General features: G+C 52.3%; 12 protein-coding genes and 1 pseudogene. 5 read left to right on the top strand and 8 right to left on the bottom strand.

What is annotated here, in order from left to right; translation table 11 throughout:
- Window positions 1-126: 126 nt before the first annotated feature.
- Window positions 127-1,635: a YdgA family protein gene (locus ACQKDS_RS08020; RefSeq protein WP_399668302.1), complete on the bottom strand. Its 1,509-nt coding sequence runs from the start codon at window positions 1,633-1,635 to the stop codon at window positions 127-129.
- A 322-nt stretch (window positions 1,636-1,957) separates the two neighbouring features.
- Complete coding sequence (manA, locus tag ACQKDS_RS08025) at window positions 1,958-3,136, bottom strand: mannose-6-phosphate isomerase (protein ID WP_399668299.1); 1,179 nt, start codon at window positions 3,134-3,136, stop codon at window positions 1,958-1,960.
- Window positions 3,137-3,341: 205 nt separating this feature from the next.
- Here manA and fumC point away from each other — a divergent pair, with 205 nt between their 5' ends.
- Window positions 3,342-4,742: a class II fumarate hydratase gene (fumC, locus tag ACQKDS_RS08030; RefSeq protein ID WP_399668297.1), complete on the top strand. Its 1,401-nt coding sequence runs from the start codon at window positions 3,342-3,344 to the stop codon at window positions 4,740-4,742.
- Window positions 4,743-4,892: 150 nt separating this feature from the next.
- Here the strand turns inward: fumC and tus are convergent, their stop codons facing one another.
- Window positions 4,893-5,831 carry a DNA replication terminus site-binding protein gene (gene tus, locus ACQKDS_RS08035; RefSeq protein ID WP_399668294.1) on the bottom strand — a complete coding sequence of 313 codons (939 nt, stop codon included), beginning with the start codon at window positions 5,829-5,831 and terminating at the stop codon, window positions 4,893-4,895.
- A 145-nt stretch (window positions 5,832-5,976) separates the two neighbouring features.
- A pseudogene (locus ACQKDS_RS08040) lies at window positions 5,977-6,780 on the bottom strand (MFS transporter); the annotation flags it as partial.
- A gap of 251 nt (window positions 6,781-7,031) precedes the next feature.
- Here ACQKDS_RS08040 and ACQKDS_RS08045 point away from each other — a divergent pair.
- The 3 genes from ACQKDS_RS08045 to bioD all read left to right on the top strand — a co-directional run bounded on the left by ACQKDS_RS08045 (window position 7,032) and on the right by bioD (window position 10,152).
- Complete coding sequence (locus tag ACQKDS_RS08045) at window positions 7,032-7,931, top strand: LysR substrate-binding domain-containing protein (protein WP_399668291.1); 900 nt, start codon at window positions 7,032-7,034, stop codon at window positions 7,929-7,931.
- 160 nt (window positions 7,932-8,091) lie between these two features.
- Window positions 8,092-9,309: a sugar metabolism global transcriptional regulator Mlc gene (gene mlc / locus ACQKDS_RS08050; protein WP_399668288.1), complete on the top strand. Its 1,218-nt coding sequence runs from the start codon at window positions 8,092-8,094 to the stop codon at window positions 9,307-9,309.
- 171 nt (window positions 9,310-9,480) lie between these two features.
- Window positions 9,481-10,152 (top strand): dethiobiotin synthase, encoded by a 672-nt coding sequence (gene bioD, locus ACQKDS_RS08055; RefSeq protein WP_399668286.1) that lies wholly within the window; start codon window positions 9,481-9,483, stop codon window positions 10,150-10,152.
- Here the strand turns inward: bioD and clcB are convergent.
- Both clcB and ACQKDS_RS08065 read right to left on the bottom strand, forming a co-directional pair.
- Window positions 10,149-11,429, bottom strand: coding sequence for a voltage-gated ClC-type chloride channel ClcB (clcB, locus tag ACQKDS_RS08060; RefSeq protein ID WP_399668283.1), 1,281 nt, complete (start codon window positions 11,427-11,429; stop codon window positions 10,149-10,151). The genes bioD and clcB overlap by 4 nt on opposite strands.
- Window positions 11,430-11,540: 111 nt before the next feature.
- Entirely contained in the window at window positions 11,541-12,911 is a 1,371-nt protein-coding gene (locus ACQKDS_RS08065; RefSeq protein WP_399668280.1) for a cytochrome c peroxidase, read from the bottom strand.
- Window positions 12,912-13,164: 253 nt separating this feature from the next.
- Between ACQKDS_RS08065 and ACQKDS_RS08070 the strand changes: the two genes are divergently transcribed.
- Window positions 13,165-14,652 (top strand): MDR family MFS transporter, encoded by a 1,488-nt coding sequence (locus ACQKDS_RS08070; protein WP_399668277.1) that lies wholly within the window; start codon window positions 13,165-13,167, stop codon window positions 14,650-14,652.
- A 41-nt stretch (window positions 14,653-14,693) separates the two neighbouring features.
- On the opposite strand, the gene ACQKDS_RS08075 is transcribed toward ACQKDS_RS08070, so the two are convergent.
- Both ACQKDS_RS08075 and ACQKDS_RS08080 read right to left on the bottom strand, forming a co-directional pair.
- The gene (locus tag ACQKDS_RS08075; protein ID WP_399668703.1) at window positions 14,694-14,975 is read right to left on the bottom strand and encodes a DUF1161 domain-containing protein; all 282 of its coding nucleotides are present in this window, start codon (window positions 14,973-14,975) and stop codon (window positions 14,694-14,696) included.
- Between the two features lie 89 nt (window positions 14,976-15,064).
- Window positions 15,065-15,424 (bottom strand): DUF1283 family protein, encoded by a 360-nt coding sequence (locus tag ACQKDS_RS08080; protein WP_399668274.1) that lies wholly within the window; start codon window positions 15,422-15,424, stop codon window positions 15,065-15,067.
- Window positions 15,425-15,501 lie beyond the last annotated feature (77 nt).

A 15,501-nucleotide genomic window follows, 5' to 3' on the forward strand; every position in this document is an offset into this window, starting at 1 on the left:
ATGCAGGATTAAACGGGAAACATGGCAAGCCGTTTACCGTGGCGTAAACGCAGGGCGGCACATCTGGATTTTTAGATGACTACTCTATCAGGAGCGCAGAGTGCGCCCCTGATAGAACGCTAAAACTTATTCTGCTGGCATCGCCGGCGCGCTTTCTTCCGCAGGGCCAGCAAACAGGCCAAACAGACCGAAGAACTCAGCCAGTGACATTTTGTGGCCGTTGAGATCCACCTGATTGTCGGCATAATGGAACGTGGTGCCGATCACATCATCTTTTAGCGTGGTCAGTTTGAACATTTGCCCCATTGCCGCCAATCCTTGCACTTGCTGTTGCGCCAGTTTCTGCGCTTCGTCGGCATTGTAACCTTGTAGCATCGCAGTTTGTGCCGTGGTTTCCGTCGCCATGGCGACCGGAATGCTCAGTTTAGCGTCAATCTTTTTCACCGAGCGTGCTAACAGTTGGTCGGCAGGTTCGTTTGGCACAGTGGCTTGTGTTGGATCCAGCAAATCCAGATCCAGCGTGAAGGTGCTTTCACCTTTGCTATTTTTCCAGCTCAACGGGGCGATACTGAGAGTGGGATTGCCCTTCAGCAGCAGTGGCAGGTTTTGCATCAGTATCTCGGCGGTTTGTTGCTGATAGGCCTCCGGATCGGCGATATTGCCTTGTTTCACGATGGATAAAGCCTGTTGGTTGTAACGATCGGCAAACTCTTTCAGTGCTTTGGCATCCAACTTATCGAGTTTCAACGTCAGTGTACCCGCGCCAAAATCGCGATCCTGAATTTTCATGGCTTCTATCGTATAGTCAAGCTGGCCGTTTAGGTTGTTATCCTGCTCGCCAAATTGGCTTTTCAGATTGAAGCCATTCATGGTTAAGGTGTCTTTGTTATCGACCACCACTTTAAACTGTTTTATGCCTAACTGTTGGTTGCCTAAGCTAAGATCAAATTTGCCGGCATGGGTATCCGTCTTGAGCGTCATACCGTGCAGCGTGATTTGTTCGGTTTGCCCAAACTGGTTCGGGCCAGTGATCGTTGCATTATCGCTGCTGCCGTCGATCTTGATGGTTTTCATATCGCGGGCAATATCAGCGTTAAGCGTCGCGCCGCCGAATTTAAGCGTCGCTTGATCTTTTTGATAATCGATCGGGATCACATCAACGCTGGTTGAGGTGTCGCCGTTATAAGCAATGCGCGAATCGGCGCTAAACAACGACTGGCCTTTAGTGATCTCAAACAGACTTTTCGCGGCGGGGGTATTTTCCAGTTCGGTATGTACTGATGCCATGCTTGGGATCAGGTTGAACTTTTTCAACTGGGCGAACGGGAAGGGACCGTGATCGATAGTTTCGAGGAATGCGATTTCATCACCTGGTTTCAGCGCCGCGTCTTCGCCGCTGAGGCTACCGTCAGAACGCAGCACGTAACGAACCTGGCTGCTGAACAGGCCGCGATGGTAATCTTCATAACCCAGTTTGACGCCCGCGTCGGGCAGATAGGTTTTCAACTGGCTGTTGGCGTTCTCAACCACTTCACCCATCCGCTGTTCAATCAGTTTACCGGTGTACCATGAGGCCCCGGTCCATGCTGCACCCAGAACCACAATGACGCCGACGGCGACTAATGACTTTTTCATCGTTCTATCCTTTTATAATCCATCCGTCTATCCACAGATGGGTGGGCAAATTGAGCCAACAAAAAACGCCCGTAGGCGTTAAATTGTGAAGGTAAGCCACTCACTTTAGCAACTAATTTGCTGAATTTCATACTTGTTGTTCGGCAAGTTACTGAGTCGTGGCTTCCTTGCTAAATCGGCACGTCCATGACTTTCGCCATTTTTAGGCCATGACCGCGCTCGTTCAGTATGGCAGGAGAGGGCAATCCATTGAATGAATTGTTTTATCTCGTACATTCTTTGTACTGATATCACATGCCAATGTGATTAGCGGCGATAAAAATCACGATAATTGATTATAGACCCGCGCGACCCGGCCTGTACCGCTGATCTGTACCGGCGATTCAAATGCACCAATAAAGCAGGACTCACCCGGTTTTAGCACAATTTGCTGGTTTTGTTTCTCAAGTCGCGCTTCACCCTCGACGCAAAATACGATGGCGGCACTGTTTTGTGCCAAGGTCTGCGGTGTAGCGGAAAGATCGTGCAGCGAAAAGGCAAAATCTTCAACAGGGATCGGGAAGAAGAGTGCGTCACCGCGTTTTTCCGGTTGGGTTAACAGGCCGGATGCGGGCTGCGGACGGAACTGTAGATTAGCCAACAGCTCTGGGATGTCGATGAATTTTGGTGTCAAACCGGCGCGCAGTACGTTATCGGAGTTCGCCATCACCTCGAGCGCGCTCCCTTGTAGATAAGCGTGTGGTGTTTCCGCGTACAGGAACATTGCTTCACCCGGTGCCAGTTTCACCACATTGAGTAACAAAGGTGAGAACAGGCCGCTGTCTTCCGGATAGAAGCTGGCGATAAAGCGAATCGTATCCCAGGGTTCGCCTTGTTGGCTATTTAACGCCGCTTTGAGCACGCCTAATGCCAGCGACTTTGGCTCGCCACTCATCTCTAACAGGTCGGCGAACAGTCTGGCGAGGTGTTCGGTATCGGGCTGTTGCAGAAAAGCGGCAATGCCATGATGCGCCCCGGCGATCGGTTGCAACAACGAAACAATATCAGAAAGCTCGCGGAATCCATTCATCGCCAAGAAGGGCGTTAGAGCAAACACCAGTTCAGGTTTATGGTTTGGATCTTTATAGTTACGCTCTGCGGCATTTAACGCAATCCCCGCGGCATTTTCTTTGGCATAGCCCACTTCAGCGGCCGATTTGCTCGGGTGAACTTGGATCGAGAGTGGCTGTTCGGCACACAGAACTTTGAACAGAAACGGCAGTTCGCCAAAACGGGCGGCAACGTCGGCACCCAGCTGTTTCGGCTGGTCTTCATCAATCATGTCACGTAAGGCACGCAGATTGCCGTTAGCGTCGGTGATGTGCGAACTGCTCTTCGGGTGCGCCCCCATCCACAATTCAGCCATTGGTTTTCCTTGCGGATTACTGATGCCGTACAGTTTGGTTAAGGCGTCGTGACTGCCCCATGCGTAGTTTTGTACCGCATTGGTCATTTTTTGCATGATTACTACCTGCTTTATAAGGGAATTACCGCCAAGTAAACAATGCACGAATCGTGCGTGCAAGCGGAGAAATCTAAAAGTGCGCTTAAGCGACTCTCTTAATGCGAATAGTTATTATGTCACTATACTGGAGAGGTCTGTATAGCGGTTCGCACCGATACAGCGTGCCCCCCTCACTTTTAGGAAATGTGCTAAGGAGACCGTGATGGCAGCCGTTCGCAGTGAAAAAGACTCTATGGGCCCTATCGATGTACCCGCCGAGCGCCTATGGGGCGCGCAAACCCAGCGCTCTCTTGAACACTTTCGAATTTCAAGTGAAAAAATGCCGACAGCGCTGATCCACGCGTTGGCGCTGACCAAGCGGGCGGCCGCCAGTGTTAACGTCGATTTGGGGTTGTTACCGGCCGAGCGTGGGCGTGCGATTGTGCAGGCCGCCGATGAGGTACTGGCAGATAAGCATCCCCATGAGTTCCCGTTGGCGGTCTGGCAAACCGGCTCTGGTACACAGACCAATATGAATATGAATGAGGTGCTGGCTAATCGCGCCAGCGAATTGTTGGGGGGCGAGCGCGGGGAAGGCCGTCGGGTGCATCCGAACGATGACGTTAATAAGAGCCAAAGCTCTAACGATGTTTTTCCGACCGCCATGCACGTCGCGGCGGTGATTGCATTACGCGAACAATTAATACCAGCACTGGAAGCCTTACGGCAGACGCTGGATGATAAAGCTAACGCGTTTAGCGATATTGTGAAAATTGGCCGCACGCACCTACAGGATGCAACGCCACTTACGTTAGGGCAGGAAATTTCCGGTTGGGCGGCAATGCTACAACATAACTTGCGCCATATTGATACCAGTATCCCGCACCTGTGTGAACTGGCATTGGGCGGTACCGCCGTGGGCACCGGGCTGAATACCCACCCTGACTATGCGCTTCGCGTTGCCGAGGCGTTGGCGACATTGACCGGCCATCCCTTTGTCACTGCTCCGAATAAGTTCGAAGCGTTGGCGGCATGCGACGCGCTGGTGCAGGGGCACGGCGCGCTAAAAGGATTGGCGGCCTCCATGATGAAAATTGCCAATGACGTGCGCTGGTTAGCGTCTGGCCCTCGCTGTGGCATCGGTGAAATTGCTATTCCTGAAAATGAACCGGGTAGCTCGATCATGCCGGGCAAAGTCAATCCGACGCAATGCGAAGCGATGACCATGCTGTGTGCGCAAGTTATGGGGAACGATGTGGCGGTTAACATCGGCGGCGCGTCGGGTAACTTTGAGCTAAACGTTTTCCGCCCAATGGTGATTCATAATTATCTGCAATCTATTCGTCTGTTGGCAGATGGCATACGCGGATTCAATGCGTATTGTGCCGTGGGGATTGAGCCAAACCGCGAACGTATTGCTCAATTGCTCAATGAGTCACTGATGCTGGTAACGGCGTTAAATACGCATATTGGTTATGACAAAGCCGCAGACATCGCTAAAAAAGCGCACAAAGAAGGGCTAACCTTGAAAGCGGCAGCGCTGAAATTAGGCTATTTGACGGAACAGCAATTTGATGAGTGGGTTCGGCCAGAAAACATGGTGGGTAGCATGCCATCGTCGTGATGGGCGTGCGCTTGATGTGGAACAATGCGTTAACGGGGCACCACGCTAAGGGGCGTATTCTACCTGACTGGCACAAACGGCGGCTACCCGTCGCTTAACATCAGCCGGGAACAAAGCAGCGCGTGGGCGTGAGTGAGCGGCCCACGCGATTTAGACGCTAGGCGCATCGGTATACAAATGCAGACGTTTCACCAGTAATCGCAGTGGTGCGGCCTGAGGTTTGTATTTGTGTTTTATCGCACTGCTGTCGTAGTCCAGCAGTTCGCCAATTTTTGGCACCTTTGCCCCCGTCTCAACCTGGCATAGTGCAATCAGCGGCAACGGGCAGGGATGTTGCACCTGTTTTTGTTGTTGTTGATACCACACTCGCGCGATAGGTTGCACTTTAACCGGCCGCTTGATTTTTAACACGGCATCGTGCGGCACACGGCTGACATCATCGATTTCTTTGCTAACCCGTTCGGCCCATTGCTCGCGATTATACGGGGGCACTGAACGTCCTGATTTCAGGCTTTTTTCCAACTGCTGCAAGATGTCGTCACGTGTTACCTTCTTGATGATGTGCTTGTTAGCCCAGCCAAAACGAACGGAGTCAGGATCGGTGAGCAGAGTAATTGAGCGGTAGGCGCTAAGGGTAATCAGCCCATGCAAGTGTGTGTGAACAAAGTCAAAGCGTTGCTCGGGTGCCAGCCCAGACTCGACAGTGATAATGCGCTCCAGCTCGGCCTTGAGTTGGTTTATTTGCATCACCTGTTGCTGTAACACCTGGCACTGTGAGGAATCGCCGGCCAGACAAATAACCCCGGGCAGGCGCACGGCAGCTTTACTGCTGACGTTTTGTTTATTGTGATGGATAAACAAACGTTGATAGTGTTCGAGTGCAATATCCCGTGCGGCTTGGCCGAGATGTTGCGTCACGCTAATTTGCTCGATAGCGCGGTGTTCCGTACCTTTTTCAACTTCAGGTAAGCTGAACACCCGCGCGGCCAGCAGACGCAGCGGTAGGATTTGCTGGTGGAGTTCGGCTAGCGCCGTTTCTAACTGGGTAAAGCAGCTATTCATACGGCCGATCAGATCATATTTATTCATCACACTCTCGCATTTTAGTTACAACATGCATATTAGAGTACAGAACTACCGGTGACAACCTCAGCAAACAGCAATGCCGCAGCATAGTGCGCTCCAAGCCTAACAGCCAAAAGCGCGCACTATCCGCGACAGTGGGCGGGGAAGGCTAAACGCCCTGTGATTCAGGTAGTTGTTTTAAAAAATGTACCACCAACAGCGCCAGCAGCAGCATCACACTGATAAAGGCGACAACCCCGAGCCAACCGAAATTATGCCAAAACACACCACCCAAGGTACCCGCAACGCTGGAACCGGCATAATAGCAAAATAGATAGAGCGATGAGGCCTGCCCTTTGGCACGCCGCGCACGTCGGCCGATCCAACTACTGGCGACTGAATGCGCAGCAAAAAATCCGGCGGTGAACAGCATCATACCGATAAAAATCAGGGTGATGGGTGCGAAGAGCGTAATCAGTACGCCGCTCAGCATAATCGTTATCGAACCCAACAAGACCGGTCCCCGGCCATAGCGTGCGGTCATGGCACCTGCTTTTGGCGAACTGTAAGAACCGGTCAGGTAAACCACCGACAACAGACCGACAATCGCTTGGCTAAGATAGTAGGGATTCGCTAACAATCGATAACCAATATAATTGAACAGGGTGACAAAGCTGCCCATTAGCAAGAAACCTTCGGCAAACAGTAATGGCAATCCTTTGTCATGCCAGTGTAATTTGAAGTTGATCAGTAAGGTTCTTGGGCGCAGTGAGCTGGCTCGGAAGTGTTGTGATGTGGGCAAAATACGCCAAAAAACGCAGGCGGCGATCAACGCAAAAAGCCCAATAACGGCCAGGGAAACACGCCAGGAGAAGAAATCGGTTAACACCCCAGTCACCAAACGGCCGCTCATACCGCCAATTGAGTTACCGCTGATATACAACCCCATCGAAAACGCGACAAAACGGGGATGATGTCCCACGTTCAATATAAGGGCGTTTATTCAACGCGGATCGTTGAGTTTTTGGCGCAGTGGTCGTCATCACATCATTATTGGCGGCCAGCGTCGACGGCACAGCGGCCGCAGAACGCACAGGGGAGGTCACAGCAATTCCTTACCGAATATCGGGATAGGGCATCAACACAGTGTTAATTCACAAAAGAATAGGGAGATGCCAATTTTTTGTCTAATATATTAATTATTCGAATTAAGATGTTTTAAATATGAATATCGAGTTGCGTCACTTGCGTTATTTTATTGCCGTTGCTGAGGAGCTGCATTTTGGCCGCGCCGCGCAACGGTTACGTATATCTCAACCGCCGCTGAGTCAGCAAATTCAAGCGCTGGAGACGATGGTGGGCGCAAAATTATTGGCGCGCAATAACCGTACTGTCAGTTTGACGCAGGCCGGTGAAATGTTTTTGAAAGAGGCCTGGCAGGTGCTCGACCAAGTCAATCGGGCGGCAGAAAAAGCCTCGCGGTTAGAACGAGGGGAATTAGGCGAATTGACCATCGGTTTTACCTCATCCGCGCCGTTTATTGGCGTAGTATCACGTAATTTACGGGCATTTCGTCTGCAACATCCGGCAGTGCATATCAAAATGCGTGAAATAAACACCAAACAACAGCTAGAGCCACTGCTCAACGGCGAGTTGGATTTAGGTGTGATGCGTAACACTAAGCTTCCCGAAGCCTTACAGCATCAACTGCTGCTGCGTGAACCGATGTTGGCCGTGGTGCCAGAAGGGCACCCGCTAGGGAAACTGGCTCCAGGCACGTTGCGTTTTGCCCACCTGGCCGATGAACCTTTTGTGTTTTTCTCACGTGAAGTGGGCACCGCGCTTTACGATGAAACGTTATTGTTACTCAAACGCGCCGGTATCACGCCGTACATCACCCAAGAAGTGGGCGAAGCGATGACGATTATTGGATTGGTTTCTGCTGGATTAGGGGTCTCTATTCTGCCCGCATCATTTGGTCGAGTGAAAATAGATGGCGTTAACTATCTGCCACTGGCCGAGCCGGATGCATTGACAGAGGTCTGGTTGGTTCACCATCGACAACGGCCATTAACCACCGCGGCTAACTCGTTGATGAATCTGATGTTGAAGTCATCGCAATAAGCGGTGAGCGGGCGCAAGCAAGCGGCAACGCAGGGCGGAATACCCGTGATTATGTGCAGCAAATCACATAACGAATCAAATAGTTGACGCTTTATTCCAAAAGCCCCACCATAACCTTTAGTCTTTATTTAGAAGCGCGAAAAATAGTAGGAGCGGGTGTGTGATTGCTGACGGACAGCCTGGGCATATTGATCAGATTAAGCAAACAAATGCAGGGGCGGTGTATCGGCTGATCGATCAGCATGGGCCTATTTCGCGCATTGAACTGTCAAAGCGAGCGCAGTTGGCACCCGCTAGCATCACAAAAATTGTGCGTGAGTTGCTGGAAGCCCATCTGGTTAAAGAAACCGAATTTCAGGAAGTCGGCAGCCGTGGGCGGCCCGCTGTGGGTTTGGTGCTGGATACTGAGGCCTGGCATTATCTTTCAGCGCGCATTAGCCGGGGTTCCATCACGCTGGCGCTGCGTGATCTGAGCAGCAAAATGGTGGTGGAAGAACAGCTACCGTTGGCGGCAGAGCACGCTGAACCGCTGTTAGCGCGCATCGTCGCTGAAGTTGACCAATTTTTTATTCGTCACCAGCAGCGTCTCGAACGTCTCACCGCCATTGCGATTACGCTGCCCGGCATGATCGATGTGGCAAAGGGGATTGTGCACCGCATGCCCTTTTATCACGTTGAAGATATGCCGCTTGGGCCTGAGTTGGCATCACGCACCGGCTTACCGGTTTTTCTGCAACACGACATCAGTGCCTGGACGATGGCCGAAGCACTGTATGGCGCCTCGCGCGGGCATCAGAACGTAATTCAGGTGGTTATCGATCACAACGTTGGGGCGGGGGTGATCACCGGGGGGCGCGTGCTGCACGCCGGTAGCCAGCGCGTGGTGGAAATTGGCCATACTCAGGTCGATCCCTACGGCAAACGTTGTTATTGCGGTAATCACGGCTGCTTGGAAACCATCGCCAGCATTGAAAATATGTTGGATATTGCCCAGCAACGTTTACGCGTATCCATGACCTCCACGTTGCGCCATGCGCCGTTAACCGTTGAATCGCTTTGTGATGCGGCGCTTGCGGGTGATCAATTGGCGAGGGATATTATTCTGGGGGTTGGGCACAGCGTAGGGCGTATTTTAGCCATCATGGTGAATCTGTTTAACCCAGAAAAAATCTTGGTGGGTTCGCCGCTCAACCGCGCATCAGAAATCTTGCACCCGGCGATTGCCTCCTGTATCAATCAACAATCATTACCCATTTACAGCCAACACTTGCATGTCGAATCTACGCAGTTTTTTAATCAAGGCACCATGCCGGGGGCGGCACTGGTAAAAGAGGCGCTGTACAATGGCTCTTTGCTGGTGAAGCTGTTGCAGGGGTAGCTTAACCTGTCGAATATCTCGCCATATCAGCACTTCTTACGTTTTAACGACAAAAGATTGAGCTATCTCAATCTCCGACGGGTGTGCATACCCTAGAATTTTCCCGTTTGATACTCTCGCCTTTTTTACGGCGTTACTTTCGTTAACGGAGCATTCCGGGGCACTCTACTCATGTTAAAGCGTTTATTTGTTACAGGTACGGATACCGATGTGGGTAAAACCGTGATTTCCCGCGCTCTGATGCAGGCTTTTGCCGCGCAAGGGCGCACAGTGGTGGGATATAAGCCGATTGCGGCAGGCTGTCAGGAAACCAGCGAGGGGATTCGCAACAAAGACGCCTTGGTGTTGCAGGCCTCTTCCAGCGTACCGCTAAGCTATGCCGAGATAAATCCTATTACTTGTATGGACGAAGTTTTCCATGCCCATGCGACAGACGATATTAATTATGGCGTGATGAGTAGCGGTTTGCATCATTTGTCCACAAAAGCCGAAACCGTGGTAGTCGAAGGCAGCGGTGGCTGGCGGGTGTTAATGAACGATCTGCGCCCCTATGCCGAATGGGTGATCCAAGAGCAGTTGCCTGTGGTGCTAGTGGTAGGAATAAAGTTGGGGTGTGTCAGCCATGCGCTACTGACGGCCCAGGCGATCATCAACGATGGGTTGCCGCTGTTAGGCTGGGTTGCCAATCGCATCAATCCCGGTTTAGCGCACTACGCAGAAACCATTGAAGCGTTACAACAGCGGATCCCGGCGCCCTTATTGGGCGAAATACCTTATCTGCCGCGCCCTGAGCAGCGTGAATTGGCACGCTATCTGGATATTTCTACGCTACTGAACCGCTAAGCATTATGATAAACCGATACCGACCGTAGACCCCGAGAAACGGTGGTTGCAATCACACAGGCCAACAAAATACCGGGTAATAGCGTATATTCACCGGTCATTTCAAACACCATCAGCGCAGCCATAATCGGCGCGTGGGTGGTGGCAGCCAATAACGTTGCCATGCCGGTCAGCGCCATTAACAGCGGAATAGCGTTGCCAAGCTCCGGCCACTGCGTACACAACTGACCGATAACCGAGCCCATTGCCGCCCCAACAAATAGCGTTGGGGTAAATACCCCACCGGGTGCACCGGAACCACTGCTGGCTAACACTGCCAATAATTTGCAGATCAGAATGGCGCCAACCAGTAATGCGCCCGGCGGTGCACTGAGCAATGATTGCACTACGCTGTAACCGTTCCCCCATACCTCAGGAAACAGCAAGGACAGCAGACCTACGATTAACCCGCCCAGCGCCAATTGCAGCGGCGGCGTTAAACGTAATGACCGGAAAGCATGGCCGGTTGCCGACATGGCCCACAGAAATAATGGCCCACATACGCCAGCTAAAACACCCAGCAACGCCATCAGTAAATATTGCATTGGCAACGGTGCGGGCAACGCTTCAACCAAATAGAGGGGAGCCTGGCCACCATTTAACAGATTGGTGACCAGTAGGGCGCTCACGGCGGCAATGACTACCGGACCCAGCGATGCCAGCATCAGCGTACCAAACAAAATTTCGGCAATAAACAGACTCCCCGCCAACGGAGCATGATAGGCGCTGGCCATCCCGGCGGCGGCACTGCAAGCCACCCACAGTTTCCACTCCTTTTCGCGGGTGAATCGTTGAGCAAATACGGAGCCTACGAGCGCCGCCAGCAGGATCATCGCGCCTTCGCGGCCAATGGCGCTGCCGCTGGAAACCACCAGTAAAGAGGCCAAACACTTCACTAAACTGGCGCTGACGTCCAAGCGACCATCACCGGTTTCAATGGCTTCCATATAATCGGTGGGTGCTGATGGACGCTGATGCTGATAACGCTGATAAATCCACAGTAAAAAGCCCGCGGCTAAACCGCCAAGGGCAGGCGTTAGCACCCGCCGCCAGGCTGGCAATGCGGCCGCCGCCGACACCAGACTGCCGCTTTCATGGTCGAGTAACAGCCATTCAAGACCTAACATCGCGCGATGGAAAAGCCATACCGCCAACGCGGCGCAGATGCCGAGGAAAACCGCGATAAACAGATGGCGCAATAGGGCGCGATAGTGGCGTAGGTGGACCAATCTTTTCATGTGTCAGTAAAAGGGTGAATAAAATGAAAGGGTCAGCGGGCATTGTGCTTGTCGGAACACTTGAAAACCAGCGAATATTTGCAGATTCGCTGGTTGTGAGAGATTAAACGATCATGGCCGGATTAGCATTTTCGGCTGATAATGACCGGTCATGGCCTCCAGTAGCGCCACCAAATCGTTGATATCACTGTCTGGCAGCGTGGTGCCGACCTGATATTTCAGCATATCACGTACGGCCTGATGCAGCGTGGCCACGCTGCCGTCATGGAAGTAAGGGGCGGTCAACGCGATATTGCGCAACGTCGGCGTTTTGAAACGATGGCGATCGGTATCGTTTTTCGTGACGTTGTAACGGCCAAGGTCGGCGTCAGTTGAGTTACCCCGGTCGGCGAAGTAATCTGCTTTCAATCCCATCAGCTCAAACGACTGGCCACCAAGGTTAATACCGGTATGGCAAGTACCACACTTGTTGTCACGGAACAGTTGATAGCCATGCTTTTGCTGGGCGGTCAGCGCGTTGTCATCGCCCTTTAAATAGCGATCAAACGGGCTATCAGGCGTGATCAACGTTTTTTCAAACTCTGCAATGGCGTCGGTAATGTTGGTACCAGAGAATCCATCGGCATAAACGCGTTGAAAGTCACTTTTCAATTGCGCATCGTGTTCCAATTTGTCAACGATTTGCTGCCAGGATGTGGAGGCCATTTCTATCGGATTAAGCGGCGGGCCTCCTGCTTGTTCTTGCAAATCATGTGCGCGACCATCCCAGAATTGAGTAAAGTTGAACACGGCGTTAAACACAGTTGGTGCGTTGATTGGGCCTTGCTGCCCCTTAACGCCGAGCGAAGTGACGCGGCCATCGACGCCGCCTGCACCTAAGCTATGGCAATGTGCGCAGGAAATACTGTTATCTGAGGATAAACGCGGATCGTGATACAGCCGAAACCCTAGTGCGACTTTCTGATCGTTGGTTGGCAGGCTTGCCGGTATGGGCTGTATTGCCTGACCGCGCAGGGCCTCGGGGGCGTCAGGCGACGTGTAATATTGCACACGTTGTTGCTGGATCCAATCGAGCAAGGTTTGTCGCGCGTTAGCGTTCAATTCTCCTGCCCAATGCACCACTTTGTAACGTAGCGGCGGCATCTCATGTTGTCGCAGCACCGACTCCAGCTTGGCTAAATCCACTTCAGGTGGCGCATGCCCTTGTTGCAAGGCGGCGAGCGTCGGGGTGAGTTCAAAATAGCGCAATCCGGTTTTGATATCATATTGCATCAACTGTTTGGTTATCGGTAACCTTGCATAGAAGGGCAAATCGGCAGAGGTCGTGTGGCAATAATCACAACCGTGATCGGTGAAGATAGCGCTAATGGCGTTACCCGCGACGGCAGGTTGACGTTGTTGGTCGTAATGATGGATGTAGCCAATCACCCCCAGATACCCGGCGATCGCCACTATCGCACCGCCTAATATAATTTTTTTCATTGTTTTCTCGCTCCATTGAGTTAGCTTCCACATGCCGTCATCACCTGATCAGATGAAAAAATCGGCACCCACGATTGTCAGGGGGAATGGCGCAAAGACTCTTGATTGAGGTCAACTGATTAGCGTGGTGTAAGCAATCGTTGTAATAGGTAACACTGATTAAAAGCAAAGCGATAACAAGATGCTCAATGGGTGTCATGCGCCATCACTGGTATACTTCGCTAAACCTTCACCGTGTATGTATGAGTAATTAATGACCAATGACACTTTCTCAGCGCCGGTTGCGCACCGGCCGCTGATCCTCATCGCCTGTATGTTTGCGATGTTTATGTCGGCCATTGAAGCGACCATCGTTGCCACCGCGATGCCAACCATCATTGCCGATCTGGGTGGTTTTTCGCTGTTGGGTTGGGTATTCGCGGTCTATCTGTTAACACAGGCGATCACCATTCCCATCTATGGTCGCTTGGCCGATTTATATGGCCGTAAACGTGTCTTCTTCTTTGGTGCCTCACTTTTCTTGCTAGGGTCCATTCTGTGTGGTTTTTCACCCGATATGTATTGGCTGATTGGTTTTCGGCTGCTGCAAGGCTTAGGTGCAGGAGCCGTGATGCCGATTGCCACCACGATCATCGGTGATATCTATAGCCCGCAAGAGCGGCCGAAAGTGATGGGGTATTTATCAAGCGTATGGGGCGTGTCGGCGATCGTCGGGCCGCTGCTTGGTGCGTTTATCGTGCAACATCTGCCGTGGGCGCTGGTATTTTGGGTCAATTTGCCGATGGGGCTATTGGCGATGTTTTTGCTGGGGCGTTATTTGCCAGAGCGCCAACCGGTACGCCAACATGCGCTGGACTTGGCGGGAACGGCTTGGCTAACGCTGTTTGTTTCCAGCCTGTTGTTAGCACTGTTGCAGGCGGAGAATCTCGGGTGGTGGATCGTTCCGATGTTACTGCTGGCAGCCGCGTCTCTGGTGATGTTAGTACGCCAGGAGCGTCGTGCGCCGGAACCGCTATTCCCGCTGGCGCTATGGCGCAGTAAGGTGATCGTGGCGGGGAACATCGGTGGGTTGGCGATTGGCGCGGCGATGATGGGGATCAGCGCCTTTTTACCGACTTTTATCCAAGGCACCATGGGGGGAACACCGTTACAGGCGGGGACGACGCTGGCATTAATGTCCATTGGCTGGCCGCTGGCGAGCGCGTTGAGTGGGCGTCTCATGTTATGGACTTCTTACCGTACTACGGCGTTACTGGGGGCGATGCTATTGGTTAGCGGTTGTTTGACGCTGCTATTGCTGGAACCGCACGGTGGGTTGCTGTGGGGGCGGGTTGCTGCCTTGATGGTCGGGGCGGGGATGGGATTATGCAACACCACCTTCTTGGTCTCCGTCCAGAATGCGGCACACCACAGTATTCGTGGCATAGCGACGGCTTGTACGGTATTCACGCGGATGATGGGGTCGGCCATCGGTACGGCGATTCTCGGTGCGACGCTCAATATCAATTTGCAAATACGATTGCCCCACACGGCCGATCCCGTACAACAATTAATGGAGCCCTCACTTCGCAGCGCCTTGGCACCGGATGTCTTGGTCACCCTAACGCAACAGGTTGCGGCGTCACTGCACGGTGTGTTTATCGTATCGGTATTGGTGTCGTTATTGGCTTTAGCGGCGGCGATGCTGGTACCAGCGCGTCATCGTCCACAGGACGAAAGTGAAAAAGCAGAACAGATGTGAAAGGGTGAGAGCAGGCGCAAGGGACTGCGTCTGATTGCCGATTATTGCGGATCGTGTTCGATGTCAGCAGGGGACGCGTCATCATTGTTACTCAGGCGAGTATAAACAATCTTTTGCGTGTCATTTTCGCAATGCCCAACAACCTGCCCCCCAGCTTGCTCGACCTGATCGTTAGGGACGATATCCAGTTTGAAACCGGATTCCGGTACGCCGTTGTTGATGATTTTTTGCGAAATCTGCGCTTTCACGCTATCACAGGAGGCAACGGCCGCCAGTGGCGCGGTAGCGAGCAGTAATGCAGCTAATGCAATCGCTTGTTTCATCATTCAGTCCTTAGTTGAGAACCAATCTTCTTGGTCAGAATAACAGTTCGCGCTATTAAGATTAATGTTAACGGCGCAACGGCGGCAGATTAAGGATAAATCCGACGACCCGTGGTGCGGTCGAGACATCGTAATGACGAAGGTTCCCAATAGGCGTTTGCGTTTAAGCTCTCGTTACAGCGGTCTTGGTCATCGACGGCTTTGTCACGCTTGTCAAAATTCTTTTCAACGCGGGTATTCATTTTATGGCGCAAAGAGCGGGTATCGTTCCACTGCTCTTTGCTTTGGCGTGCGCGCTCATTGGACATTACGCTGCCGCCATCTTGACCATCGACGGTAATACAGGTACTGCCTTGGGTGCAGTTGGCGGCCACGGCTGGCAACTGCCAGCTTCCCAGAACCAGCAACAGCGCTGCGGGCAGCAGGCGTGGGAGGGAAAGTAATTTCATGGTGTTTTCCTTATCAGAGTATTGCGTCTTGCCGCAACACGGGCATATATACTTTGAATAATTCGTGTGAAGATTAT

Source organism: Serratia sp. NPDC078593, assembly GCF_050268245.1.
Taxonomy (GTDB): Bacteria; Pseudomonadota; Gammaproteobacteria; order Enterobacterales; family Enterobacteriaceae; genus JBNNGK01.